This is a genomic window from Legionella clemsonensis (assembly GCF_002240035.1).
Lineage (GTDB): Bacteria > Pseudomonadota > Gammaproteobacteria > Legionellales > Legionellaceae > Tatlockia > Tatlockia clemsonensis.
Genome location: NZ_CP016397.1, coordinates 891,403 through 917,696, shown reverse-complemented (window position 1 = coordinate 917,696; position 26,294 = coordinate 891,403). Strand labels below are relative to the sequence as shown.

The following is a 26,294-nucleotide window of genomic DNA, read 5'->3' as shown; positions in this document are numbered from 1 at the left end:
AGAATAAATTCAACTGAATATATAGTCTGACTAGTCCTGTTAACGTTTTTATTTTTCAACCCAGTGAATAGTTGTTGTCATTCCCGCAAAAAGCGGGAATTCACCTGGCGCTAAGATAAAGAAGTTTATTACTGTTAGGTATTCAAATTCCCCAAAACAGCGACTACGTCATTTTCTTTTTGTACTGGAATCCTGCGAGACTCCTCATGACTGTCTCCTTCCAGACGAAAAACACTGTGAAGTGCTCTAACCCCTTCATCAAGCAACACGGTATCAATTAATACAGAAATTTTAATTTCTGAAGTAGCAATCAGTTGAATATTGATTCCTTTTGTAGCCAAGGTTTTAAACATAATTGACGCGACTTCCGGATGGCTTTTAAGTCCAGCACCAACCAAGGAAAGTTTTGCCAGATTAGTTACCCCAATAACCTCATCAGCGCCCAAATTTTTAGCCACTTTGTGTAATTTCTGTAATGTTTTTTGATATTCATCACGATGCACTGTAAACGTAAAATCGGTTTTATTATGCGCTGATAGGTGCTGCACTATCATGTCAATATTAACTCCAATATTGCTTATTTCAGCCAGAATACCGGAAGCAATACCGGGAGCATCTGGAACGCCAGCCAAAGTAACTTTCGCTTCATCTCGACTAAGAGCAATGCCTGTCACAAGGGGCGCTTCCATACTGTTTTTTTGTTGATAAGTGATTAATGTTCCTGGACCCTCTTGAGAAGAAGATAATACCCGTAAAGGAATATTGTATTTGCCAGCAAACTCAACAGCACGAATCTGTAAAACTTTTGCTCCTAAACTTGACAGTTCCAGCATCTCTTCAAAGGTAATTTGTTCAAGACGTTTAGCATCTGGAACAATTCTGGGATCCGTGGTATACACACCATCAACATCTGTATAAATTTGACATTCATCTGCATTTAACGCTGCCGCAATGGCAACGGCCGTCGTGTCAGAGCCACCTCGACCTAATGTTGTGATATTACCGTCCTTATCTATCCCCTGAAATCCTGCAATAACCACTACAACACCTTGCTCAATATCTCTTAATATAGGCTGGGTATCAATCGCCTGAATACGTGCCTTTTTAAATTGGCTACAAGTTTGAATCCTAGCTTGTCCGCCAGTATATGAACGCGCTTTAACTCCTCGATTGATTAAGGCCATGGCCATTAATGCCATTGATACCTGTTCACCGGTCGACACCAATGCTGCATATTCTCGTTCATCAGGAAATTCACTGATACTATTGGCAAACCCTATAAGTTTATCAGTTTCACCACTCATGGCAGATACAATGACAACCACACTATGTCCAGCTTGCTTTGCTTTTGCCACAATATCAGCCGCATGATTGATGTGTTCGAGCGTAGCCAGCGACGTTCCCCCGAATTTTTGCACTAATAATGCCATTTCAGCGCCCCGTCTTGTTCTTGTTAACCCGCGTGCTCAACGATCATTGTTCTTATTTGTGAAATCCTTTTTTCCAGATCTTCAGGAACACGTCCTCCACCTTGAGCCATATCTTCTCTGCCACCACCTTTGCCACACAAATGTTTAACAAACTCAGCGGCATTGGGTACCTGCCCTAAAAGAGACTTGCTCACTCCAGCAACAACATTCATCTTGTCTTCATCAATAGCAAATAACACAATCACTGCATTGTCCAAACTAGACTTCAGCTGATCCAAAGTTGCCCTAAGTGCTTGACTATCCTTATTATCCAATTGCTTGACAAGCAAATTAACGTCATTCACCGCCTGTACTTCTGATAACAAATTAGTACTTGATTTTGCAGTTAGTTTTGCTTGCAAACGCCCTAATTCTTTTTCTTGTTGTTTTGCATCATGCAAAAATTGTGACAATTTTTCAGACACATTCGTTACAGACGTTTTAAGCTTAGTAGCCACCTCTTCCAGATTGTCTAATTGTTGATTTATCCAATCGAGTGCATATGCCCCTGTAATTAGCTCAATGCGTCTGACTCCGCTGGCAATACCATATTCAGCGATAATTTTAAAAAGACCAATATCACCTGTACGAGAAGCATGTGTTCCCCCGCACAGTTCTTTGGAAAAATCGCCCATGGATAAAACTCGTACAGATTCGCTGTACTTTTCTCCGAATAAGGCCACAGCCCCACTTTTCTTTGCCGATTCAATGTCCATTAACTCAGTTACGACCGGATCGTTAGCGCGGATTCTGTCATTAACCAATGTTTCTATTTGACGTAATTGCTCGGCTGTTAACGCTTCAAAATGGGAAAAATCAAAGCGTGCCCTTTCAGCATCCACTAAAGAACCTTTTTGTTGAACATGGGCACCAACAACCACCTTTAATGCCGCATGCAATAAATGGGTGGCGGTATGATTTAACCGAATTGCCTGCCGGCGAGAAGCATCAACCTGAGCATCAACCTTTGCATTAACTTGTAATTGACCTGTTACCATTTCCCCATAATGGACAATAGCTTGTCCCACACGTTGGGTATCGTCAACGCGAAATACAGCGTTTTCACTCACCAACTGCCCCCTATCACCGACTTGCCCGCCGCTTTCAGCGTAGAAAGGGGTATTATCCAGAATAATCGCCCCTTTTTCTCCAACAGATAAATGATCGGTTTTCACGCCCTCACGCATCATTGCGGTTACATTAGCCTGTAACTGAATATTCTCATAACCATGAAATACAGAAGATTCCGTCAGTTGAGCAGGCCTTGAATAATCGGTTGCAAACTGACTTGCTGATTGTGATAGCTGACGTTGTTGCTGCATGCATTGTTCAAACCCATCCATGTCAACCAAAAGATTTTGCTCGCGTGCAATGTCAGCCGTTAAATCCAGGGGAAAACCATAGGTGTCATAGAGTTTAAAGGCCACATCACCCGGAATTTCATTGGTCGTCAACTGCTGAATTTGTTCTTGCAATAAACGCAACCCCTGTTCGAGTGTTCGTACAAACTGGTTCTCTTCTTGTGTTAAAATTCGCTCTATTTGCGCTTGATTAGTGATTAACTCAGGATAAGCATCCCCCATCACAGCAATTAAAGGTTTAACCAATTTATAAAAAAACGGTGAAGATAAACCAAGCTTATTGCCATGGCGCACAGCGCGACGAATAATACGGCGCAACACATAGCCTCTCCCCTCATTGCCAGGAATAACACCATCGGCAATTAAAAAAGAACAGGCGCGTATGTGATCGGCAATGACTTTCAAAGAGGCATGGCTTCTATCAACTGTGGGAGCAAGTTTTACAATGGCTTCGATGAGATGCTGAAAACTATCAATATCATAATTACTGTGCACACCTTGAACGACTGCAGCAATGCGCTCTAATCCCATTCCTGTATCGACAGAGGGTTTTGGTAAAGGATGCAATTGACCATTTTTATCACGATTAAATTGCATGAAGACCAAATTCCAGATTTCAATGTAGCGATCACCATCAGCATCCGGACTTCCCGGGGGGCCACCGGCAATCGCTGGTCCATGGTCATAAAAAATTTCTGTACAAGGCCCGCATGGTCCAGTATCACCCATTGACCAAAAATTATCTTTCTCTCCACATCGTGAAAATCGCTCTGCAGAGACGCCTACTTCTTTTAACCAGATATCCGCCGCTTCGTCATCGTCAGTATACACCGTAATCCAGAGACGTTCTGCTGGTAGTTTTAATACCTGCGTTAAAAACTCCCAGGCATAGTGAATTGCTTCACGCTTAAAATAATCACCAAAGCTGAAATTGCCAAGCATTTCAAAAAAGGTATGGTGTCTTGCCGTGTAGCCTACGTTTTCCAGATCATTGTGCTTTCCCCCCGCGCGAACGCAACGTTGTGAACTGACTGCTCGGGTATAGGAGCGTGTTTCCAGGCCAAGAAAGATATCTTTAAATTGTACCATTCCGGCATTAGTAAATAATAAGGTTGGATCATTTCCAGGGATTAAAGAGCTGGAATCAACAACCTCGTGGTTTCTTTCAGCAAAATAATGAATAAATGCTTGTCTAATTTCTGAACTTTTCATGGTTTATATTATTTATCACTTATCATCTGGTAACATCGATTCCGATCTCTTTCACAACTTTTGCAATAATATCTGTCGGAAATCCGCGATATAGCAGAAAACGTTGTGCCTTTTGTAGCTCTATATAGGATAGCTTAGGTTGCTTTTTAAATTTTTTATCCCATACAGCCTGTGCATAATCTAACCAATTATCTTGTTCCTGGCTAAGAATCTCATCAATTAATTCACGGGCAATATGCTTAGCCTGCAATTCTTGAAGGATTTTTAAAGGCCCACAACCTTGACGAATGCGTACAGCGCTAAGCGCTTCTACAAAGCGCCTATCACTTTGAAGGCCAAGACGCTGACACTTAGTGATTGCTTCGTCAATTTCTACCTGCCCAAAACCTTTTTGCGCTAACTTTCCAGCCAGCTCACACGCCCCATGCTCGCGTCTGGCTAGCAGACGCACTGCACACTCAAACGCGTCAGCCATCAATATCCTCTAATACTTCTTCCATTGCCGTATTATCTGATAATTTTTTAACCAGAAGCTCCGCACGAATTTGCTGTTCCAATGTTTGAGCAACTTGAGGATTTTCTTTGAGGTATAGACGAACATTGTCTTTGCCCTGTCCGATTTTCTCTTGATTATAGCTGTACCAGGCACCCGCTTTTTCAATCAAACCTAACTGCGTACCCAGGTTAATAATTTCACTCTCTCGAGAAATACCCTCATTATAAAGAATATCAAAATCGGTTGTTTTAAAGGGCGGTGCAACTTTATTTTTAACCACTTTAACGCGGGTTTCGCTACCCAAAATCTCTTCACCCTTCTTAATTGAGCCTACACGGCGAATATCCAAGCGTACTGAAGCATAGAATTTAAGCGCATTACCACCAGTCGTTGTTTCAGGGTTGCCAAACATCACACCAATCTTCATCCGAATTTGGTTAATAAATATCACCAATGTATTGGAACGCTTGATGTTTGCTGTCAATTTACGGAGTGCTTGAGACATTAGTCGTGCCTGCAGACCTACATGAGCATCACCCATCTCGCCCTCAATTTCGGCTTTAGGTGTCAATGCAGCAACAGAGTCGACAATAATCACATCCACCGCAGCGGAGCGAACCAGCATATCGGTAATTTCAAGGGCCTGTTCACCGGTATCAGGCTGAGAAACCAATAACTCGTCCACATTGACACCAAGCTTTGCAGCATAACTCGGATCCAGGGCATGCTCAGCATCAACAAACGCAGCTGTACCGCCCTTTTTCTGGCATTCAGCAATAACCTGCAAGGTAAGTGTCGTTTTACCTGAAGATTCAGGGCCATAAATCTCAACAATTCTGCCTCGAGGTAAGCCACCAATCCCTAAAGCAATATCAAGTCCCAAAGAACCTGTTGAAATCGCTTCGATATCGCGCACAGCCTGATTATCACCCATGCGCATCACTGATCCTTTACCAAATTGACGTTCAATTTGAGCGAGTGCCGCACTTAATGCTTTTTGTTTGTTATTTTCCATTTTTTACTCACGTATTTGCAAAGGGCAAATTATCACACAGATAGGAGGCTGCAGTAAACTCAAGACTCACCTAAGGGGGTGATTAAAACTGCGTAAGCCCAAAACAGGCGTCATTGCTGTGAAGTCTTAAGAGTGGCTAGAAGAGAAAGATTTCAACAATGATAAAACGCCTTCGAGAGCACGAGTGCACGCTAATTGCCGTACTTTTTCGCGGGATGCATGGGCGAAGTGATTTTGGGCAGACACAACGGGTAGTCCGCGGATCGCCCAGGCAAAACAAACAGTTCCAACCGGCTTTGCCACACTTCCTCCTTCAGGACCTGCAATGCCTGTTACTGCCAAAGAGACCTCGGCCACGCTGTATTTTAACGCCCCCAGTGCCATTGCCTCTGCGACAGGCTCACTTACAGCTCCATGCATCTGGATTAACTTCGAGTCAATTCCAAGCATCTCTTCTTTGGCCAGATTACTGTAAGTAACAAAACCGCGCTCAAACCACTGGGAGCTTCCAGGCAAGTCTGTCAATAGCCCTGCAATTAACCCACCGGTACATGATTCTGCGGTAGCAATTTGCAAATGCAAAGCGTGTAAACTCCCCGTCACCTCACGCACTAAATCGTTCATAATGTAGCTCAAAATTAACTAAAAAAAACCCCGCAATCTGCGGGGTTAAGATAAAGTGAGGAATTACTGACCTGTAGTATGCTCAGTTTTATTAGCGTCAGTCGTTCCAGTAGTGTCTGTCGCTTTATTTTGATCCTGTTGCTCCATAGTAGTTGTAGCGTTATTCTCAGCTTTTCTTTCCGCATTTTCACCACAAGCAGAAAGTATTACTGCCAAAAATGCGGTTACAGCTAAAAGAGCCAGACGTTTCATAATCATTCTCCGTAGTTGATCATAGGTTATTAACTTCCCTCCATTAGTCTAGCAAAAATTTATCTTAAGTGAAGGACTTATGAAATATTGCTATAAATAAATTTTCTTACACGCTCAATTTTAAACCGCCAGTACTATTTTTTTGCAAAATTGATACGGTATTACCGTTAACTATCACTCAATGGCATGATCTTGCCCTGGCTCTCGATTCCGTAAGCGATTTGAATATAATCCGTTTACTGACTTGATGAAGTACATTTGTTAGAATTCCTAAAATTTATTGCTTTTGAATGTCCATGTCTGTAACTCATACCCCTATGATGCAGCAGTATTTGCGCATCAAATCAGAATACCCCGATATGCTACTCTTCTATCGAATGGGCGATTTTTATGAGCTTTTTTATGAGGATGCCAAACGAGCAGCCCAATTACTTGATTTGACCTTAACCCACCGCGGACAATCTGCTGATAAACCGATTCCTATGGCGGGTGTACCCTACCATGCAGTAGAAAACTATTTGGCACGCTTGTTAAAAAAGGGGGAATCCGTTGCAATTTGCGAACAAATTGGTGATCCAGCAACTAGCAAAGGACCTGTTGAACGACAAGTTACTCGCATTATTACTCCCGGTACGGTGACTGATGAAGCCTTACTGGATGCCAAATGTGATACCATTCTGCTGGCTATTCATCAAGAGCGACAGCATTATGGCCTGGCCTGGGTAGACTTAAGTGGTGGACGATTTCATTTGCTGCAGGTTAGCGATGAAGTGCAATTAACTGCTGAGGTGAGTCGTTTACAGCCAGCGGAAATTTTATTGTCCTCGTCTTTTCCTTCTGTATTACAGGGAAAATATACCGTCAAAATCCGTCCTGATTGGGAATTTGAAGCTCAACATGCCAGACAATTATTGTGCGAGCAGTTTGAAGTTAGCCACTTGGAAGGATTAGGTGAACACAGTTATGGCATTGCCTTTTCCGCAGCAGGTTGCTTATTAAGTTATTTGCAAACCACTCAACGACAAGCTCTGCCTCATTTATCCCAGATTACTCTGGAACAAAGTACAGATTATTTACAATTGGATGCAGCGACTCAAAGGCATCTGGAACTATTTGAAAATTATCAGGGAGGACGGGAGAATAGTTTACTGGCTGTGCTTGATCATACAGCTTGCGCCATGGGAAGTCGACTTTTAAAACGTTGGCTAGGCAAACCACTCAATCAGTACGAATGCATTGAGCAAAGACAACAAGCTGTCTCTGAATTAATTGATAAAAGACAGGATAACCCTCTTCACGTTTTGTTACGACAGACTTGTGATATTGAGCGTATTGCCTCACGTATTGCCTTAAAATCGGCCAGACCACGGGATTTGGTTCAGCTGCGAAATACATTAGTACTTTTACCTGAATTTAGTGAAGCTCTAAAGAGTAATCAGACGCCTTTAATCAAAGAAATAGCCAGTAAACTTCTACCTCAACCCACGCTGTATGAGCTCTTGGCTGCAGCCCTTGTTGAGAATCCTCCCATGCTCATTCGTGATGGTGGCGTCATAGCAACAGGTTTTGATGAAGAACTTGATGAATTAAGAAGGCTTAATAGCAATGCAACTGACAAGCTTATTGAACTTGAACATGCCGAAAAACAACGCTCAGGCTTGTCTTCCCTCAAATTTGGTTATAATCGCGTGCAAGGTTATTACATTGAATTGTCACGTACACAAGCTGAGAGAGCCCCGGCTAATTATCAGCGCAAACAGACTTTAAAGAATGTAGAGCGCTATATCACGCCTGAGTTAAAATTGTTTGAAGAAAAGGTACTGTCTGCACAAGTTAAAGCATTGGCAAGAGAAAAATGGCTCTATGACAATCTATTAGAAGAAGTTTTGCAATTTATTGGTTCATTGACACAACTCGCACAAGCAATCGCTGAGCTGGACGTACTGACAACCTTTGCTGCGCGTGCACGGCGTCTGAACTGGTGTCGTCCCCAATTAGTATCTACTCCCGGGATTTACATTAAAGCTGGCCGCCATCCTGTCGTAGAGCAGGTCTTGCAGGAGCAATTCATCGCCAACGATCTTTATTTAGACAAGACACAAAATATTCTTTTAATTACTGGACCCAATATGGGAGGGAAATCAACCTATATGCGGCAGAATGCCTTAATTGTACTACTGGCGCATATTGGTAGTTATGTTCCGGCCGAAAAAGCGTGTATAGGTCCCATTGATAAAATATTTACCCGCATTGGTGCCAGTGATGATCTTGCCTCAGGCCGCTCAACCTTTATGGTAGAAATGACTGAGACAGCACAGATTTTGCGACAAGCTACAGATAAAAGTTTGGTCCTTATTGATGAGATAGGTCGAGGAACCAGTACCTACGATGGAATGGCATTGGCTTATGCGACCTGTGCCTACCTTGCCAATACCATTAAAGCTTACACCTTGTTTTCCACCCACTATTTTGAATTAACTCATTTACCAGCACAGTTTAATTGCATCAAAAATATTCATTTACAAGCCACCCTAACCTCGGGTCGCATTGTATTTTTATATCGTGTTGAAGAAGGGGCAACTAATCGTAGCTATGGTTTGGAAGTTGCCCAACTCGCTGGTATCCCTAAGGAAGTATTAGCAATCGCCTCAAAACAGTTAAACTGTTTACAACAACAAACAGGCCCCTCATCACACTCAAAACCTGAACAAGAAACGCAATCGCCCATTCTTAAAGCATTGGCAGCAATTGATATAGATAATTTATCACCACGAGAAGCATTGGCACTGGTTTATCGATTAAAAGATTTAGAAGCAAATGCTACGGACGGGTAGTCCATATGAACCGATATGAACTAAAAACAACATCAACTGATAATCGCCTCGGTTTTGTTACTTTGTGTTTAAAATTACATAAACAATATCTACGTTTTTTTGTTGCAGTCGCTAGCGTGGTATTGCTTGTTGCTGCAACATCTCCCACAATTAAAATAACTGGTGTCAAGAAAAAAATTGCAACCAATATTGAAGCACGGCTTACGGAACTGGCAAAAGATAAACCGCTGAATAATTTATCCGACGAAGAGTTACGCCTTCAAATCATCAAGGCGATGGAACCCTATGGATATTTTAAGCCCCAGGTTACCCTTCTAGGTTATCAACCACTGAGAATTGCTATTGTTCCTGGCGAACAAGTATTGATTTCCGATATCAATATTGAAATTAAAGGCGAAGGCACAACCAATAGTATGATTAAACGCGTGCTGGAACCTCTGTCTCTTAAACAAGGCGACGCACTTAATACCATTAAATACGAGGAACTTAAACAAAATTTATTGAATGCAGCAGAACATCAGGGGTTCATGCGTGCAGCCTATGAAAAATCGGAAATCCTTATTCATCCTGATAGTACTGCCTCCATTGATTTAATTTTGAATACTGGCCCACAGTTTTATTTTGGTCAGGTTCGTTTTGACCCAACGTTTATTTCTCCTGAATTATTGAAACGCTATATTCCTTTCCAATACGGCCAACCTTATTCCACTGATCAAATTCTTGCTTTCAATAATCAATTGGCATTTAGCGGCTATTTCAAGAATGTGTCAATAAAACCACAAATAGATAGCTTACGTCACATTCCTGTAGATGTTCATTTGGAACCTGCTGAAAGATTTAGCTATTCATTAGGTCTTGGTTATGGGACAGATACCGGGCTGCGTGGCCGTCTGGGATATCACGTGGTTCCGCTTAATCCCGCTGGCCATAAATTTAATGCTGCGGCACTTGGTTCCTTTAAAGAGAATGCACTACAAGCTCAATACATTATCCCTGGTACCAATCCGATTACTGATCAATACACCATTACCGCCAATCTCGCCCACTTAGATTACAATAGCGGTGCCAGTAACTCGGTTTTAACCTCTATTGCTCAACAACATACCGCAGCACGTTTTCAACGAACCTTGGCGTTAAATGGCTTATATGAACGTTACACCTATACCAATCAACCCAGGGAAGAGAAAAATACATTATTCCCTAAAGCAAGTTTTACCTGGCTTAAAACAAAGGATAAACTTTTTTCACCTTCTGGCTATAACATTACGTTAACAGGTTTAGGCGCCAGTAAAGCAGTTCTTTCAGAGGTTAATTTTGCCCAAGCATCCATTAATGTTAAAGCAGCGTTAACACTGGACCCTATTCGTACCCGTCTTTATTTTCATTCAATTCAAGGTATCACCGAGATTAATGACATCAATCAAATGCCCTTATCTTTAGCTTTCTTATTGGGCGGCTCAGATAACTTAAAAGGTTATAGCTATAATTCTCTGGGCCCAGGAAAAATTCTGACTTATAACGGCATTGAAATTCAAAAAGAGACTGCCGATCATTGGTATTTTGTAGTTTTTTTTGACAGCGGCGATGTTTACATGCCAATATCCAAGATTTGGAAAAATGATGCAGGTGTTGGGTTAATGTGGGTGTCGCCGGTAGGTCCCATTAAAATAGGGGTAGCTCAACCGATGGACAATCATTTTAATAGAAACGATCAAAAACCAAGGCTTGTCATTAACATGGGTCCCGATTTATAAATGCGCAGGCTTGTTAAACTACTTAAATTAGCGATATATAAACTGTTTATCGCTTTTTTAATCCTCACTAGTATGTTGCTTTTTTTAATCGCAACTACGCCGGGTTTAGCCTTGACGTTAAAGTTAGCCCATTATTTTTTACCTGGACGTTTGGATGTAGAAACTGTTCATGGTCAATTACTTGGTCACTGCTCATTAGGTTACTTGCACTATCATGACTCCGAAATAGATGTGACACTTAAAAACGTGAATCTTAAGTGGAAAATTTTAGGACTTTTGGATCGCAAGCTAGAGATACAAACGTTTGCCAGTCAAGAGGGACGCTTCACTATACACCCACAAACGACTGCACAACATGACGCTGGATCTTTTGCTTTTCCCAGACTTCCCTTGACAGTAACTCTTCATGATGCCTCTTTCCATGAGGTCCAACTTGTTCAAAATAATACCATACATACCTTTGAAGAGATTAAACTACAAGCACAGATGACGAACAGGCAATGGGATATTAAACAATTTAACTTAAACCATGGAAATATTAGTCTGGAAGCAAAAGGCGAAATTCAACCTGTCTTACCCTATGCTATCTCGGCTGAGTTAAAGCTAACAAATCATCTCAATCCTAATCTTCCCATTAAAGGTTTTATCAGGGTAAATGGAGATTTATCTTTTTACCGCTGGGAAGGTGAAGTGACGAATCTCAATCGTACCCAACCAACGACAGTAACTTTGCATGGCACTCTAAGACATGGACAGGAACTGAATACCAAAGCGCAGTGGCAGGATTTTATTTGGCCTCTAACTACACAATCAACACTGAATAGTAATGGACAACTTGAAATAACAGGACGTATTCCAAAAGTAACTCTAGCCCTGCATTCGACCATCAACTCTCCGGTTCAATCCGAGATTACCCTGCACGCTCATACACAAGCTAAAGGTTTAAAAGCACAAGGGCTTATTCAGTTAGCAGAAGGTCAAGTAAATTTTAATTTAAATTACAAGGAGAGTGATCTTCCCAAACTCAAGGGAAATTTACAGGCATCTACTCTACCCAATAAAAAAAGCCTGATACTCGAAGATGTAAAACTGAATGCTGACTTTACTGGTGATTCTCCGGATAATCTTACGTTCAATACCCATTTAACAGCTAACTATTTAAATACGCCCCTACTAGCTAATCTTCTTTACCAAAATCAACAGCTGCACGCACGAGTAAATCTGGGCGGGAATCGCTTGGAGATTAACGGGACCTATCCCTATCAATGGCAAGCAAAAGCTAACTTACCGAAACCGCACCTCCTGTCACCCTCGCTAACTGGATTAGACACAATAATTATTGCCGACGCCTCTTTATCTCGCTATAGGACAGGGCAAGCGCATGTAATAATTAAACCTGGTCACTATCAATTTGAAGAAGGAAATTTATCAAAATTACCGTTTGCAGGCGGTCAATTAGAGGCTGTTTTAACGCCGCAAAAATTAGCCTTAAATGGCAAACTAACCATCGATAAAGATAAACATTTAGCCATAACATTGAAATTACCCAATCTACAATTGGATAAAAAATTAATCGCAAATCAAGTCATTGAAGGAAATTTGCGTTTAAAGGTGAACTCTTTAAATTTTCTGCAAAACTTAAGCAGTGAAATCCACCACTTGGAAGGGCAATTAAAAGCGACTCTTGAAGCCACAGGTACTTTAGGTAAACCTTCCCTCAAAGGTAAAATTGACTTAACTCACGGACAGATTTCCTTGCCTGATTGGGGGCTTAATTTTCATACGATGCAAATGCATCTGCAAAGTCAAAACAAACGTTGGAAAACAACAGGTTCTCTGATTTCCAATAATAAACCCCTAACGCTTTATGGGGAAGGCATTTTTGATCCCAGAGTCTCTGGCACTCTCCATCTTGAGGGCGATAATTTAACCTTAATTAATACCCCAGAGTATTTAATCAACGTTTCACCTAAATTACTGCTTGAAATGACACCTGAAGCCCTTAATATCAAAGGCACTGTCACTATTCCAAAAGCACAAATAAAACCACAGTCCTTTACCAATTCTGTTAGCCTGTCAGAGGATGTGGTATTTGAAGGTCAGGAAAAAAAAGCTACCCGTTTGCCTGTTAATACTAATATTCGCCTGGAGATGGGAGAGGATGTCTCGCTCAGCGTAAAGGGATTAAGTGGCGCTTTGACAGGTGCTATTCATTTGCACCAACTATCACAAGAGCCTCTTAATGCGACAGGAGATCTTACCATTAAAAATGGTAAGTATCAGGCTTACGGACAAGATTTAACCATTGACCAAGGTCAACTCATTTTTACAGGTGGTTCAGTATTGAATCCTGGGCTGCGGGTACGAGCAATTCGTCAGTTTAATAACACGTCTACTGTATTTTCAGGCTCAAATCAATTGCTGGATTTTAATACGTCGAACTTGCAAACCATGAATTTTAGTGGCAAAACCACGGTTGGTATTGAAGTAACGGGGCGCTTAAATTCTCCTAAAGTAGAACTTTTCTCTATTCCCAGCACCCTTTCGCAAGCGGATATTTTGTCAATGCTTTTACTCGGCAGGCCAGCCAGTCAGGCTAACAAAGCAGGTGGACAATTATTGTTGGCAGCCATGTCTTCCATGAACTTAGGCTCAGGCGCAAATGGTACACAATTGGTTGAGCAGTTAAAACAAACGCTTGGCGTCGATGTCAACTTGGAAAGCAATCCCCAATTTGATCCTAAGAATAATCAGATAACCGAAAAAACATCGGTTGTGGTAGGAAAATCACTGTCCAAGCGCTTGTATGTCAGCTATAACTATGGTTTGGCCAAAACAGACAGCAATGTAGTTACTCTAACCTACTTACTGAATAAATTTTTTAGTATACAGGTCAACTCCAGTCTTGCCGGTAGCGGTATTGATCTGCTTTATACACATCGCAAGGATTAACTATGACAGATTATAACCTTTCTCTACGCTTAAAACGTTTGCGTCAAACTCCAGCCATAAGAAGTCTATTGCAGGAAACGCATTTACAGGCCAGCCAATTTATCGCGCCTTTATTTATTAATGAGACATTAACTGAAAAGTGCGAAATTAAAAGCATGCCGGGTCAATTTCAATTAAGCTTAAATGATTTGCCCGCGGAAATAGAAGAACTTTCGCTATTAGGCATTCCCGCCGTTTTACTTTTTGGCATTCCCGCGCATAAGGACCCTCATGGAAGCGCTTCATTCCATACGGAAGGAATTATTCAACAAGCTATACGCAAAATACGTCAAATTAATCCACAGATGGTAGTAATTAGCGATGTCTGTTTTTGTGAATACACAAACCATGGTCATTGTGGCATTTTAAAGGGTGAACAAATTGATAATGACAAAACCCTGGCAGCACTGGCCCAACAGGCAGTAAGTCATGCTGAAGCAGGAGCTCACTGGGTAGCACCCAGTAGTATGACCGATGGGATGGTAAGAGCAATTCGTGAAGCATTGGACGAAGCTGGTTATATCGATACAGCTCTCTTAAGTTATGCTGTTAAGTACAGTTCCAGTTTTTATGGTCCTTTTAGAGAAGCTGCTCAGGGTGCTCCCCAGTTTGGTGACAGAAAAACTTATCAAATGAATCCTGCTAACAGCAATGAGGCAATAAGAGAAGCGACACTGGATGTAGCCGAAGGTGCAGACATGCTGATGGTAAAGCCTGCAATGAATTATCTGGATATTATTTTTAAGATTAAACAACAATTTCCCGAAATCCCCTTAGGGGCTTATCAGGTGAGTGGGGAGTACGCCATGCTTAAAAATGCGGCTATTCATGGATTGATCAATGAAGAGCAAGGGATGTATGAAAGTTTATTGGCTATCAAACGTGCAGGTGCTGACTTTATAATCAGCTATTTTGCAAAAAATATTGCTAAGTTCCTGAAGAAAAAATAAAACTATTGTCTCGAGCAAACCATTCCCCTATAGTAAATGTTTGTTGGAATAGATTGCATCGACTCGTGATTCCAATTTTTTTTAACCATGGAGTGAAATTTATATGAACCAATTGCTTAAAAGCTTGACTGTCTCTGCTTTGGCCTTCGCTGCAACAACCGCCCTGGCAAGTCCAGCCTATTTAGTAACTCATAATAAAACCGACGTAGAATCAAATGCTTACGTAGCAGGAAAAGCCTCTCCTCACCCCACAGCGCCCAATAGTGATGGCAAGGTTTCCTGGTATGTAGTAAGAATGGCTTGCTTTAATAACACAGACAAAAACAACATATGCAAAGCAGTTATCAAAATGGCTACAGATACTGCCAATCCAGTAGATTTAGGAGTGGTATCATTGAATGTAGAAAGCGGTGAAATCAGTCCTACCCGATTGAGTGCAAATGGCTATACAATGACCGTCAATGGTAAGGGTGAAGCAACATTAACTAAAAATTAATGAAATCTTACACAAAAGGTAGAAATACCTTTTGTGTAAGAGAGATCTTAAGCTAGACAAGAAAAATATATTTAAAAATACGCTCATTTAATTGAATTTTTAAATTCCAGAGGGTTCCATGGTTAAGCAGGGCAGGAGTGCTTACTAGCATCCTCCAGGTTCATTACGTGAAGGATTTATTACCTCGACCTCATTCGTAAGAAGTGACTGAGGAACTTGCATACTTCTTAGGATATTTGCTGTTCTGCTATATGGATTTCTAAACGCATGTTCATAAATATCACTCATGGTGAGATTTGGACCTGCAATCAATTGCTTCATTTTACTCCAAGGATTAGAGAACCATTCGCTTTTATATTGTTTGTTGTAAGCCTTAATAAAGTCGTGAGTTGAAATAAGTTTGTATTTAGATAAATCCAAATTGATTTGATAGACTGTATCTTGGATCTTAGCTGAAATTAGAATGGCCTTTTGAGCAATAGAGCGTACGCTATGCACAAGTATACCACATTCGTAAGAAGCTATATTCAAATTTTCTACCTCTAAGGTATAGAGAATTTGTGCACTAGTTCCTAATACCTTTAATGCTTTATCTTCGGAAGTGAAAGCTAAGACTGTAGGATGTCGTTTAGGATCGATATTAAATAATTCATTGATAATAAAGGCATGGGAGTGGCGTTCTTTCCGTGGTTCGGGGGTATATTTTTCTATGGGAAAAGTTAACTGTATAAAAGGACTGACTGGGGCCAAATTACCAATTAAATATAACTTCATTTTCATAAGTAAGAGGATGTATATTGATAAGTATTTTAACAGTTTGGTTGCTTATAATCAATCTAAGAGTATATTATCAGATATTAAATGGACAGCTTATAGTTGTAGACTGGCTAAAATGAATTCGACATAAGGTAGAAGTCCTTTGTGTCGCTAAACGAGCATCATCCAGAAAAATAGTATTAGAGTCTGTAATTTGATTAAATAAAAAAGCCACGCTAGCGTGGCTTTTTACTTTACTTCGTTGGAACGGGAACAGGTTGATCAATAATCCAGGTAAGTTGAGCACCCACCAGATGAGCATGCGCATTACCGCGTGCGTTAATAGTGTTCGTGCTTGAACCAATAACCTCTGTTCTATTGATAATAGGATCTTCATCAGTGAACAAATAAGTATAACCCGCATCAATACCGAGATTAGGTCTCCACTGATAATGACCACCGATAGCAACAGCCCAACGGCTTGCATCAGGGATACGAACGCTTCTGTGGATATCGTTAGTTGGTGTCTCATCGTAACCACCACCCACACGGAGCATGAATTGGTCAGTAAAGCGATAGTTGGCTCCAATGGCAAAACGCCAGGCATCACTATAGTTTTCAGTAGAAACAGAGTTAACTAATACTTGACCACCTGGAAATGTTGCTGATGGCGGTGCATAAGCAACTGCATTATTAAGCTCAATAGTTTGAATGGTTGACCAACCAGTCCATACAACAGATGCCAGAAGAGCAAGTCTCTCATTGACATCATGATATCCACTTAGCGTAACAATATCAGGGAAGCTGATGTTATTACTAGATAAACTATCATTTTGAAGCACTGCTCTTGGGTCAGCGGCTAGTACTGAGAAAGGATCAGTAATATCAAGCCCAGGTGAGGCTAAACGACCATTTAAACGGCTAAAGCCATGGAACTTGTGTCGCATTTCTGACTGATAATTTAAACCAATGCGCGTATGGTTATCATTAAACATCCCCAATATACCCGCATGGAAACCAACACCGAACGAGTCGCCTTTGTTGTAGCTTTCTGAATCTACAAAATTTGGGGTAACTGGCACACCGAAAAGCCCATAGAATTGCATTAAAGCAGGAGCACCGAGCATACGGTTAAATTTAACTCTTGCGTATTGAAAATCAATACCAGCGCCTAACGCAATGTTATCCGTTATCTTACCACCAATTTCAGGAGAAGCATTAATAGTTTGTAACTCACTTAAGGTCGCAGCATAACGGACAGGACTTCTTTCACTCCACAAGGTTTTTAATCCAAAGGGAGAGACGACGCTGAAACCGAAAGTGGCACTGTCACCTAAAGGCAATGCATAGTGCAGGGAAGGTACTAAAGCGTTTTTAGCACCGTCCAAATCACTGAACGTTTGGACATAAGGGAATGGAATGCCTGTGGTTCTGAAAGTACTTGTTCCACTCAATTCGGAAACCGGGAACACTCCCACACCACCAAATACAGCCTGTTGCTCACGAATTAACGCAAGTCCCGCCGGATTATACCAACCTGTTGATGCATCTGCAGCTTCGGCAGCGATACCGGCAGCAAAGTTGCCCACGGCAGATCCATTGCTTTCTGTGTAAAGGGAGAAGCTCCCTGCGTTGGCGGAACCCGCCATCAACGCAACGACAGCTGCGCTGACTAATGTTTTAATGGGTTTTTGCATACTCATCACACTCCTTACGTTAAATGCATCCCAATACATGGCGAACTAAAGTGATAATAAATGAATTAGCAATGATTTCAAACGTCTAAAGCAAAAAAATTCTCCATAGAATCAAAAGATAACCATAAAAAACCCAACATGAATACAAAAAAATCACAGTGAGAGATTATTATCATTTATTTTACTCATCCACTGGCTTGTAAACACTAACCACTCCATGATAATGTGTTCTTTTTTTGCACGGATATCGTTTATGCAACAAGTCATTACCAAATTTGGTGGAACCAGTGTTTCTTCTTTGCAGACATGGGAAAATATTGCAGCAATTACTAAACAGCATATCGCTGATAATGTACAACCCGTTCTTGTCTGCTCAGCGCTAACCCAAATATCCAACAAATTAGAAAAAGCGATTGAGGCTGCTCTTATTAATCAGCATCAAAGTATTGAAACTGATATCCGTGAGAGTTATCAAGAATTGGCAAAAGCCTTACAAGTTTCTTCTGAGCTTATTAATACAGAAATAACCCAACTGCAACAATGGCTTACGGGGATTGCACTTCTAAAAGAAGCATCCCCCAAAACTCGCGCTCAAATATTAAGTCTGGGCGAGTTAATGATGACAAGGTTGGGGCATGCGTTTTTATGCAATCAAGGAATTAAATGTCTGTGGTTTGATGTGCGTGAAGCATTGGTCTCAACTCCACTTGCTGGTGGTGACGCAGTTAATTATTTAGCTGCACGCTGCAACAGTGAGTCTAATCCTGAACTGCGTCATAAATTGGCGGCCAGTGGTGCCCAAGCGATTATTACTCAAGGTTTTTTCGCTGCGAATCCCCAGGGAGAGACAGTCTTGTTGGGTCGTGGCGGTTCTGATACTTCTGCAGCCCTGTTAGCAGCAATTTTGCAAGCCAAGGTTTGTGAAATATGGACAGATGTTCCAGGTATTTATACTGCAAATCCACATTTATTGCCTCATGCCCGCTTGTTGAAGCAGCTTAATTATGATGAGGCTCAAGAAATTGCCTCAATGGGTGCTAAGGTATTGCATCCAAACTGTCTATCACCTGTACGCAAGGCCGGCATTCCTATGGTGGTTAAGTTCACGCGAATGCCTGCGCATTCAGGAACACGTATTTCTCATGAAAGTGATGACAAAGCACCTCCTATTAAATCCATTCAGGTGAAACACAGCATTATTTTAATTTCTATTGACACCATTCATATGTGGCAGCAGGTGGGTTTCCTAGCTGATGTGTTTACCGCTTTTAAGTTGCATGGATTTTCAGTAGATTTACTCTCCTCTTCAGAGACGAATATTACCCTCTCGTTGGATAGTAATGCTAAATTATATGATCGTCGAGCACTTGAGGCGTTACTTGCTGACTTAAATCGTTTTGGTCGTGCAAAACTGATCGAACCTTGTAGTGCTGTGAGTTTGGTTGGTCATCATATACGTACTGTTCTTCCACAACTAGGCCCAACACTGGAGGTGTTTGATGCTCAGCAAGTGTATTTAATGTCCCTTGCATCAAATGATCTTAATTTAACGTTTGTCGTTGACGAATCCAAAGCCGACAAATTGTGTCAAAAACTGCATAATGTGTTGATCGATAATAACCCCCAAAGCTTTTACTACTCCAAAAGCTGGCAAGAGGAATTCGGTAATCCTGGTGTAAAAAATAGTCCCTGGTGGGAACAGGAAAAAGACAAACTACTTGATCTGGCTGCGACTCAGTCACCTTGCTATGTTTATCATCTGGAGACCCAATCGAAGAAAGCTGACGAGTTAATGGCATTAAAATCCATTGACCACGTCTTTTATGCAATAAAAGCAAATCCGAATCCTGCTATTTTAAAAAATCTGTATCGAAAAGGCATTGGCTTTGAATGCGTGTCTATTGATGAACTACAACAGGTTTTCACGCAGTTCCCTGACATTGCTAAACAACGTGTATTATTCACGCCAAATTTTGCGGCAAAAAAGGAATATGAATTTGCTTTATCAACAGGCTGTTACCTTACGATTGATAATCTCTACCCTTTAGAAAACTGGCCTGAACTTTTTAAAAATCAATCTATTTTGTTACGCATTGATTCTGGCTGCGGTGCAGGTCATCATAAGTATGTTTGCACAGGCGGTAATGAATCAAAATTTGGCATCCCTCAAGCTGACTTGCCGCAAGTTAAACAGCTTATTGAAAAACATCAAATCAAAGTCATCGGTTTGCATGCTCATTCTGGCAGCGGTATTCTCACACCAGAATTGTGGCAGCAAACTGCTTTAATGCTTACCGCACTTATCAGTCAATTTTCCGATGTTCGCATTATTAATCTGGGAGGTGGTTTAGGTGTCGTTGAAAAACCTGGACAACAACCGCTAGATTTAAATGCATTGGATGAGTTGCTGATGGCCGTCAAATCCGGGCACCCTCAATTGTCATTTTGGATAGAGCCAGGTCGTTTTTTTGTTGCAGAAAGCGGTGTTATCCTTGCCAAAGTCACGCAATGCAAAGAAAAAGGAAAGGTGCGCTTTATTGGTATTGAAACGGGTATGAATTCTTTAATGCGCCCCGCCCTCTACGGTGCTTATCACGAAATTGTGAATTTAAGTCAATTAAATCAAGAGAAAACTGGATTCGCCCATGTGGTAGGTCCTATCTGTGAATCAGGAGACACGTTAGGTTATGATAGACTGTTTCCCGAAACCTATGAAAACGATGTCATTTTGATAGCAAGCACGGGCGCCTATGGTTATTGTATGAGTTCCCATTATAATCTCAGAGCGCCAGCACAAGAAATTATCATGGATTAATGAATGCTTCAGGACGGCCAACAACGACTGCAAGCCACAGACCCTTGCAGATCATTTATTGTACAAGCACCTGCAGGCTCTGGTAAAACGGAAATACTGACACAGCGTTACCTAAGGTTGTTGAGTACAGTTTCTACACCAGAGCAAATTGTAGCGTTAACTTTTACACGTAAAGCAGCCAATGAGATGCGTGAACGTATTTTGTTGGCATTGAAGCACGCGACCGAGGGGAAAGTTCCTGCTTCATCTCATCAACAGCAAACCTTTCTCTATGCTAAAGAAGCCTTGGCTCGTAGCCAGCAATTGAAGTGGCAAATACTACAGCAGCCTAATCGCCTGCGTGTAATGACTATTGATTCTTTATGTCAAATAATTTGCCAAGCCATTCCCTTGCTGGAAAAACAAATTCCTTATGCTCAGGTCACGGAAAATGCACAACCTCATTATCAGGCAGCGGCTCGTTCTTTTTTAGCCTATGCTCTGGCTGAGAGTAATTTGCATCTTCCCCTGAAAAACTTGCTAAGACATCTTGATAATCGTCAGGATAAGCTCCTGAATTTATTCAGTGACTTGTTAGCTAATCGCGATCAATGGCTTTCAGTCTTGTATATTGCACGAGAGCAAACTCAGGTTTGTTTTGAAAACACGCTAAAACTCATTGAACAACAAGCGCTTCTGCGGTTCAAACAGTCTATCCCCCTATCCTGTCGCACCCAATTATGTTCACTCGCTCGCCAGTTGGCTACCATCGAAAATGCTCCTGAATCGCCCCGTTTTGTATTGCGAGAATGGCATAATAATGATGAACTGAACCGTGAGATTGCCTTGGGTTTGGCAGCTTTGTTACTCACCTCACAAAACACGTTACGCCAAAGTTTTGATCACCATGTTGGCCTAAAACGTGGCGTCTGTGACGATAAGCTTTATGATGAATTGAAAACTGCAAGTAAAGCGCTGTTAACTGAACTAAACAGGGAGCCAGAATTTCTGGAAACGCTTTTGCATATTAAGGATTTGCCTCCATCCCAATACGCTACAGAGCAATGGCAAGTTCTTCAATCTTTATTTACTTTATTACCCTTACTGGTTGGACATCTGCATTTAATCTTTGCAGAAAACAATGAAGTAGATTTTACAGCAATTTCTCAGCAGGCTTTATTTGCCTTAGGCAATGAAGAACAGCCTACCGATTTAACCTTGTACTTTGATAATACAATCCATCATTTTTTAATTGATGAATTTCAGGATACCTCCATTCAACAGTTCCAGTTATTAACAAAATTGTTAAACGGTTGGCAACCTGGCGATGGCAGAACTCTTTTTGTAGTGGGCGATCCTATGCAATCCATCTATCGCTTTCGTCAAGCGGAAGTAGGTCTTTTTCTAAAAGCAAAACAAGAAGGCATAGGATCGGTAAAACTGGAGTTTTTAGAGTTATGCTGTAATTTTCGCTCCACACCAACAATTGTTCATTGGGTAAATCAGCAATTTCAAATGATTTTTCCAAAGTTCGATGAGATTGAATCCGGAGCAATTTCATTTCATCATGCTACACCGGTGATTTTTGCAGATGAAGCAAGTTTGATTAGCGCCTGTCAATTTCCCACTCGAACAAAAGAAGCCGAAGCAGTGGTTGATTGTGCTATTGCTGAGCTTCAAGCACATTCGGAACAGGACATTGCCATTCTCGTGCGTTCTCGCAACCAGCTTACTCAAATCACCCGCTTATTACGTGAAAAGAATGTGCCTTTTCAGGGTGTTGAAATCGATTGTCTATCTCAACTTCCTCATCTTCGTGATCTCTGGACACTCACCCAGGTTTTACTGCTACCCGCAAGTCGGCTGGCGTGGTTAGCCTTATTAAGAAGTCCTTTTTGTGGTTTGTCACTTGAAGAGTTACATGTCATTGCAAATGTAAATAAGAATAAGTCAATCTATGAAATTCTTTCACAAATGGATGAGTTGCCTTTTGAGGAAAATACACATACCAGACTTAAGTTTGTATATCAAGTAATAAAAAATGCTCTGCATTTGCGTCAGCAAGAAACCTTAGTCGATTGGATTGAATTAACCTTCAAACAGTTGCACGGGCAACATATTCTAAATGCCCAGCAACAGGAAGATCTTGAGCAATTTTGGCAGCTACTTGAGCGCTTTACTGCTAAAGGACAATTTCCTAATCTGGAACAATTTAAAATTGAATTTAATAAACTCTATTCCCAACGTACCACTGCTTCACGTTTGCAGGTTATGACTATTCATAAATCGAAGGGCTTGGAATTTGATTGTGTCATTTTACCAGGTTTAAGCGCCAAAACGCATAACACTGATCAACCCTTATTGCGTTGGTTAAAACTTCCAGGTGCAGAGAGAAATGATCTGCTACTGGTTTCGCCAGTAAAAGCAGCTTATCAAGAAGAATGCAAACTTTATGATTATCTTGCCAAACTTGATGCCAAAAAAGACAGCTATGAATTACAGCGCTTACTCTATGTTGCTGTTACTCGTGCTAAAAAACGTCTTTATCTTTTTGATAATCGTGAAAAAGAGACCAAGGGTACTTTCCGTCATCTATTAAAGCATCAAGAATTTATAACCAATGAAGCAGTGTTAACAAAGGAAAGTCAGGAAATTTCACTCCCTTTACGCCAGCAATTACCTGCTCACTTTTATGAAAATTTACCAATACCCTCCTCCTCCTTACAAGAAGGACAAGCTACTTTAATTCCTTATTCGACCAATGCGCGTCAAATCGGCATTGTAGCGCATGAATTATTACAATGGATTTGTAATAATCATCCAATCAGTTTTGAAGAATTACCATGGCAATTGGTAACTAACCGTTTTAAATCATTAGGATTTACAAAAAGCGAATTAAATGAGGCTTGTGAAAACTTAAGACAACAGCTACAGCAATTATTTACCGAACCCATTGGACAATGGCTAATTAAGACTCATGAAGAAGAAGCCAACGAATATGCACTATTCGTCAGTGAACATACTGCAATGACACGCATTATCGATCGTACTTTTATCGATGCGGGGACACGGTGGGTCATTGATTTTAAAACTGGAAGCGACGATGAAACTGCACAAGCCAAACACCGCCTGCAGGTTAATGAATATGCACACCTGTTATCCAGACAATCCAGCCACCCTATTCGCTGTGGGGTTTATTACCTTGCAAAAGGTAATTGGATAGAGTGGGCGTATACAGAAGAACTTTCTTTGCTGACCCTGTAACTTAAAAAGTTGTAGTTACTCATTCTTCCGTTGCCAGCAAACTCACTCTCAACTAGGGAGCATTTTGCTCAATTTCCGGAGTGGATTGAATTTGCGGAGCTTGTTGCATCTCCGGTGCTTGTTGTAAGTGAGGAGTCTGCTGAATCTCAGGAGTTTCAGGAGCCTGAGGTGCTGGCTGAACTTCAGGCGCTGGCTGAACTTCAGGCGCTGGCTGAACTTCAGGCGCTGGTTGTACTTCAGGCGCTGGTTGTACTTCAGGCGCTGATTGTACTTCAGGCGCTGGCTGAACTTCAGGCGCTGGCTGAACTTCAGGCGCTGGCTGAACTTCAGGCGCTGGCTGAACTTCAGGCGCTGGCTGAACTTCAGGCGCTGGTTGTACTTCAGGCGCTGGCTGAACTTCAGGCGCTGGCTGAACTTCAGGCGCTGGTTGTACTTCAGGCGCTGGTTGTACTTCAGGCGCTGATTGTACTTCAGGCGCTGGCTGAACTTCAGGCGCTGGCTGAACTTCAGGCGCTGGCTGAACTTCAGGCGCTGGTTGTACTTCAGGCGCTGGTTGTACTTCAGGCGCTGGTTGTACTTCAGGCGCTGGTTGTACTTCAGGCGCTGGTTGTACTTCAGGCGCTGGTTGTACTTCAGGCGCTGGTTGTACTTCAGGCGCTGGTTGCTGTTCCTGAGACGGCGCCTGTGGTGAGAGTTGTTCAAGCTGTTCTTCTGTCAAAGGTTTGCCTGGATCATTAGCCAACAACGATTGCTCTTGAGTAAACGGTATAGGCTCCGGAGGAGGCTCTGTTTGAGTTACCGTCTCTTCATTAACTATTTCACTGCTTGGAACAGCACTAGAAGGTGCATTTCCCCCTTGAACACTGATGGGTTCAGGTACCACCTCAGCCACCGGTGTTACAGGAGCAGCCTTCAAAGTCTCTGGCGAAATTTCAACCGCTTCTGTATTAACAGGAACTGACTGCACAAATGTGGTGGTTGGTACCGCAGTAATGGCAGTAGGTATATTAATATTTTGATAATTAATATTAACTGTTGATGCATTATAAATCTGATTAATATAGGTTTGATTAATCACGGTATTGCTGATATTTACTTGCGTAAAATAATTTTGGTTTACCCGATAGGGAGGTATATAAATTTCACCTGGTGCAAGCGGAAACCAGGCAATTCCTGGAGCGCCTCCTACTCGTAAATTAAATTGTCTTCCTCCCACAAAGGCAACCAATGCAGGTGCGTAAACTGGCGCTATATTGCGCGGCCCAGGAACCCATACCCATTGATTTTGCCAACGTGTCCAACGACCATAGTGGAAAGGTGCAAAACCCCAGGGTTGATCATCAACCCAGGTCCAACCCCAACGATTAAGCCATATCCATCGCCCCATGCGGTAAGGAGCCCAGTTGGTGACTGTCACTTGAGGAACCCATACGCGACCATAGGTTTTAATGACCTTCCATGTACCATAATGTTCCAGATCCTCATAACCAATCATTTCTGGAGCAACATATTTAATCACTGTTTTAACAGAACGACGATCACGTTCTAAATTAAAGCGATCGAAATCATCAGCAGGACCCACAGCACTACATTGGTAGCCTTTCAAATCATTCCCTGTAAAGCGACAGGATTGCCCTTCCTTAATTTTAAAGGAAGAATTTTTGCCGTAGATATCACCTCTACCTTTACGCACAGTTACAATAGTTACATTTTTTTTACTATCAACATCAATGCGATAATAACCAGAAACAGTAGTAGTGAAAGCAAGATTAGGCGTATCAATTTCATAGCGTCTGTTCTTATTTTCTGGTTTAACACTTAACCCTAGCATGCCATTGGTCTGTTGAAACTGGGCAATCGTATTATTGAGATTTAAAATTTTAAGGCTGGTGTGATCACCAATACGAACCACTGCTGTACCTAATTGTAATTCAACCAATCCATTCTTATCAGCCCACAACTGATCACCAATCACCAACGGACGGTTTAAGCTCACTTTAATCCATTTTTTAAGCCCTGCAGGAGCAAAGCTAATCACGCCTTTCATATAGCTTAAACGAGCAACGGTGGGAATAGTATCAGGAGCAGCAAGACTTGGTGCAGCAAAAAAGCTACACATTAATAAAAGCCCCAGAAATTTTAAACATTGTACTTTTTTCATACTGCATCCTTGCTACAATAACCTATTAGTACAATTATGAACCAATTTGATCAATTATTCTAAATCAAAATAATTCCTTTTGCTCAATTCATTTACTTTATGGTATTTAATATTATCTTAAGTGTGTGATTTTATAAACACTGTCAATTAACTTCTCGCTGAGGAAAC

The 26,294-nt window shown here is 41.4% G+C and carries 16 protein-coding genes; 7 read left to right on the top strand and 9 right to left on the bottom strand.

Translation table 11 applies throughout. From position 1 onward, the window contains the following. Positions 1–134: 134 nt before the first annotated feature. The 6 genes from clem_RS03925 to clem_RS03900 all read right to left on the bottom strand — a co-directional run bounded on the left by clem_RS03925 (position 135) and on the right by clem_RS03900 (position 6,429). On the bottom strand, positions 135–1,430 hold the full coding sequence (locus clem_RS03925) for an aspartate kinase (RefSeq protein ID WP_094090426.1): 1,296 nt from the start codon (positions 1,428–1,430) through the stop codon (positions 135–137). A gap of 23 nt (positions 1,431–1,453) precedes the next feature. After that, positions 1,454–4,042, bottom strand: coding sequence for an alanine--tRNA ligase (alaS, locus tag clem_RS03920; RefSeq protein WP_094090425.1), 2,589 nt, complete (start codon positions 4,040–4,042; stop codon positions 1,454–1,456). A gap of 22 nt (positions 4,043–4,064) precedes the next feature. Then, positions 4,065–4,517, bottom strand: a complete 453-nt coding sequence (gene recX, locus clem_RS03915; protein WP_094090424.1) for a recombination regulator RecX — start codon at positions 4,515–4,517, stop codon at positions 4,065–4,067. Next, positions 4,510–5,553, bottom strand: a complete 1,044-nt coding sequence (gene recA / locus clem_RS03910; RefSeq protein WP_094090423.1) for a recombinase RecA — start codon at positions 5,551–5,553, stop codon at positions 4,510–4,512. Before recA ends, recX begins: the two co-directional genes overlap by 8 nt. A 126-nt stretch (positions 5,554–5,679) precedes the next feature. Beyond that, the gene (locus tag clem_RS03905; protein WP_094090422.1) at positions 5,680–6,177 is read right to left on the bottom strand and encodes a CinA family protein; all 498 of its coding nucleotides are present in this window, start codon (positions 6,175–6,177) and stop codon (positions 5,680–5,682) included. Between the two features lie 63 nt (positions 6,178–6,240). After that, on the bottom strand, positions 6,241–6,429 hold the full coding sequence (locus clem_RS03900) for a hypothetical protein (protein WP_094090421.1): 189 nt from the start codon (positions 6,427–6,429) through the stop codon (positions 6,241–6,243). A 296-nt stretch (positions 6,430–6,725) separates the two neighbouring features. Here clem_RS03900 and mutS point away from each other — a divergent pair, with 296 nt between their 5' ends. From mutS to clem_RS03875, 5 genes are all read left to right on the top strand, one after another. Next, a complete protein-coding gene (gene mutS, locus clem_RS03895) occupies positions 6,726–9,263 on the top strand; it encodes a DNA mismatch repair protein MutS (RefSeq protein WP_094090420.1) in 2,538 nt (845 codons plus the stop codon). Between the two features lie 5 nt (positions 9,264–9,268). Then, positions 9,269–11,017, top strand: coding sequence for an autotransporter assembly complex protein TamA (locus tag clem_RS03890; protein ID WP_094090419.1), 1,749 nt, complete (start codon positions 9,269–9,271; stop codon positions 11,015–11,017). A gap of 72 nt (positions 11,018–11,089) precedes the next feature. After that, positions 11,090–13,969: a translocation/assembly module TamB domain-containing protein gene (locus clem_RS03885; RefSeq protein WP_232505552.1), complete on the top strand. Its 2,880-nt coding sequence runs from the start codon at positions 11,090–11,092 to the stop codon at positions 13,967–13,969. A gap of 2 nt (positions 13,970–13,971) precedes the next feature. Next, complete coding sequence (gene hemB / locus clem_RS03880) at positions 13,972–14,958, top strand: porphobilinogen synthase (protein ID WP_094090417.1); 987 nt, start codon at positions 13,972–13,974, stop codon at positions 14,956–14,958. 103 nt (positions 14,959–15,061) lie between these two features. After that, positions 15,062–15,454 (top strand): hypothetical protein, encoded by a 393-nt coding sequence (locus tag clem_RS03875; protein WP_094090416.1) that lies wholly within the window; start codon positions 15,062–15,064, stop codon positions 15,452–15,454. A gap of 144 nt (positions 15,455–15,598) precedes the next feature. Here clem_RS03875 and clem_RS03870 read toward each other — a convergent pair whose 3' ends face one another. Further along, complete coding sequence (locus tag clem_RS03870) at positions 15,599–16,234, bottom strand: hypothetical protein (protein ID WP_157698169.1); 636 nt, start codon at positions 16,232–16,234, stop codon at positions 15,599–15,601. Positions 16,235–16,464: 230 nt separating this feature from the next. Beyond that, positions 16,465–17,916, bottom strand: coding sequence for an OmpP1/FadL family transporter (locus clem_RS03865; RefSeq protein ID WP_408606875.1), 1,452 nt, complete (start codon positions 17,914–17,916; stop codon positions 16,465–16,467). Between the two features lie 244 nt (positions 17,917–18,160). Between clem_RS03865 and clem_RS03860 the strand changes: the two genes are divergently transcribed. Then, positions 18,161–20,722, top strand: a complete 2,562-nt coding sequence (locus clem_RS03860) for a bifunctional aspartate kinase/diaminopimelate decarboxylase (RefSeq protein WP_094090414.1) — start codon at positions 18,161–18,163, stop codon at positions 20,720–20,722. Between the two features lie 3 nt (positions 20,723–20,725). Then, positions 20,726–23,965, top strand: a complete 3,240-nt coding sequence (locus tag clem_RS03855) for a UvrD-helicase domain-containing protein (protein WP_094090413.1) — start codon at positions 20,726–20,728, stop codon at positions 23,963–23,965. A gap of 52 nt (positions 23,966–24,017) precedes the next feature. Here the strand turns inward: clem_RS03855 and clem_RS03850 are convergent, their stop codons facing one another. After that, the gene (locus clem_RS03850) at positions 24,018–26,126 is read right to left on the bottom strand and encodes a DUF6600 domain-containing protein (protein ID WP_094090412.1); all 2,109 of its coding nucleotides are present in this window, start codon (positions 26,124–26,126) and stop codon (positions 24,018–24,020) included. Between the last annotated feature and the right edge of the window lie 168 nt (positions 26,127–26,294).

Excerpts from the sequence above, each read along its gene's own strand:
- clem_RS03875 (WP_094090416.1), top strand. The coding sequence starts at position 15,062 with ATGAACCAATTGCTTAAAAGCTTGACTGTCTCTGCTTTGGCCTTCGCT.
- recA (WP_094090423.1), bottom strand. The coding sequence starts at position 5,553 with ATGGAAAATAACAAACAAAAAGCATTAAGTGCGGCACTCGCTCAAATT.
- hemB (WP_094090417.1), top strand. The coding sequence starts at position 13,972 with ATGACAGATTATAACCTTTCTCTACGCTTAAAACGTTTGCGTCAAACT.
- clem_RS03900 (WP_094090421.1), bottom strand. The coding sequence starts at position 6,429 with ATGAAACGTCTGGCTCTTTTAGCTGTAACCGCATTTTTGGCAGTAATA.
- clem_RS03890 (WP_094090419.1), top strand. The coding sequence starts at position 9,269 with ATGAACCGATATGAACTAAAAACAACATCAACTGATAATCGCCTCGGT.
- clem_RS03850 (WP_094090412.1), bottom strand. The coding sequence starts at position 26,126 with ATGAAAAAAGTACAATGTTTAAAATTTCTGGGGCTTTTATTAATGTGT.
- alaS (WP_094090425.1), bottom strand. The coding sequence starts at position 4,042 with ATGAAAAGTTCAGAAATTAGACAAGCATTTATTCATTATTTTGCTGAA.
- clem_RS03860 (WP_094090414.1), top strand. The coding sequence starts at position 18,161 with ATGCAACAAGTCATTACCAAATTTGGTGGAACCAGTGTTTCTTCTTTG.
- recX (WP_094090424.1), bottom strand. The coding sequence starts at position 4,517 with ATGGCTGACGCGTTTGAGTGTGCAGTGCGTCTGCTAGCCAGACGCGAG.
- clem_RS03855 (WP_094090413.1), top strand. The coding sequence starts at position 20,726 with ATGCTTCAGGACGGCCAACAACGACTGCAAGCCACAGACCCTTGCAGA.
- clem_RS03885 (WP_232505552.1), top strand. The coding sequence starts at position 11,090 with ATGTTGCTTTTTTTAATCGCAACTACGCCGGGTTTAGCCTTGACGTTA.
- clem_RS03870 (WP_157698169.1), bottom strand. The coding sequence starts at position 16,234 with ATGAAAATGAAGTTATATTTAATTGGTAATTTGGCCCCAGTCAGTCCT.
- mutS (WP_094090420.1), top strand. The coding sequence starts at position 6,726 with ATGTCTGTAACTCATACCCCTATGATGCAGCAGTATTTGCGCATCAAA.
- clem_RS03905 (WP_094090422.1), bottom strand. The coding sequence starts at position 6,177 with ATGAACGATTTAGTGCGTGAGGTGACGGGGAGTTTACACGCTTTGCAT.
- clem_RS03925 (WP_094090426.1), bottom strand. The coding sequence starts at position 1,430 with ATGGCATTATTAGTGCAAAAATTCGGGGGAACGTCGCTGGCTACGCTC.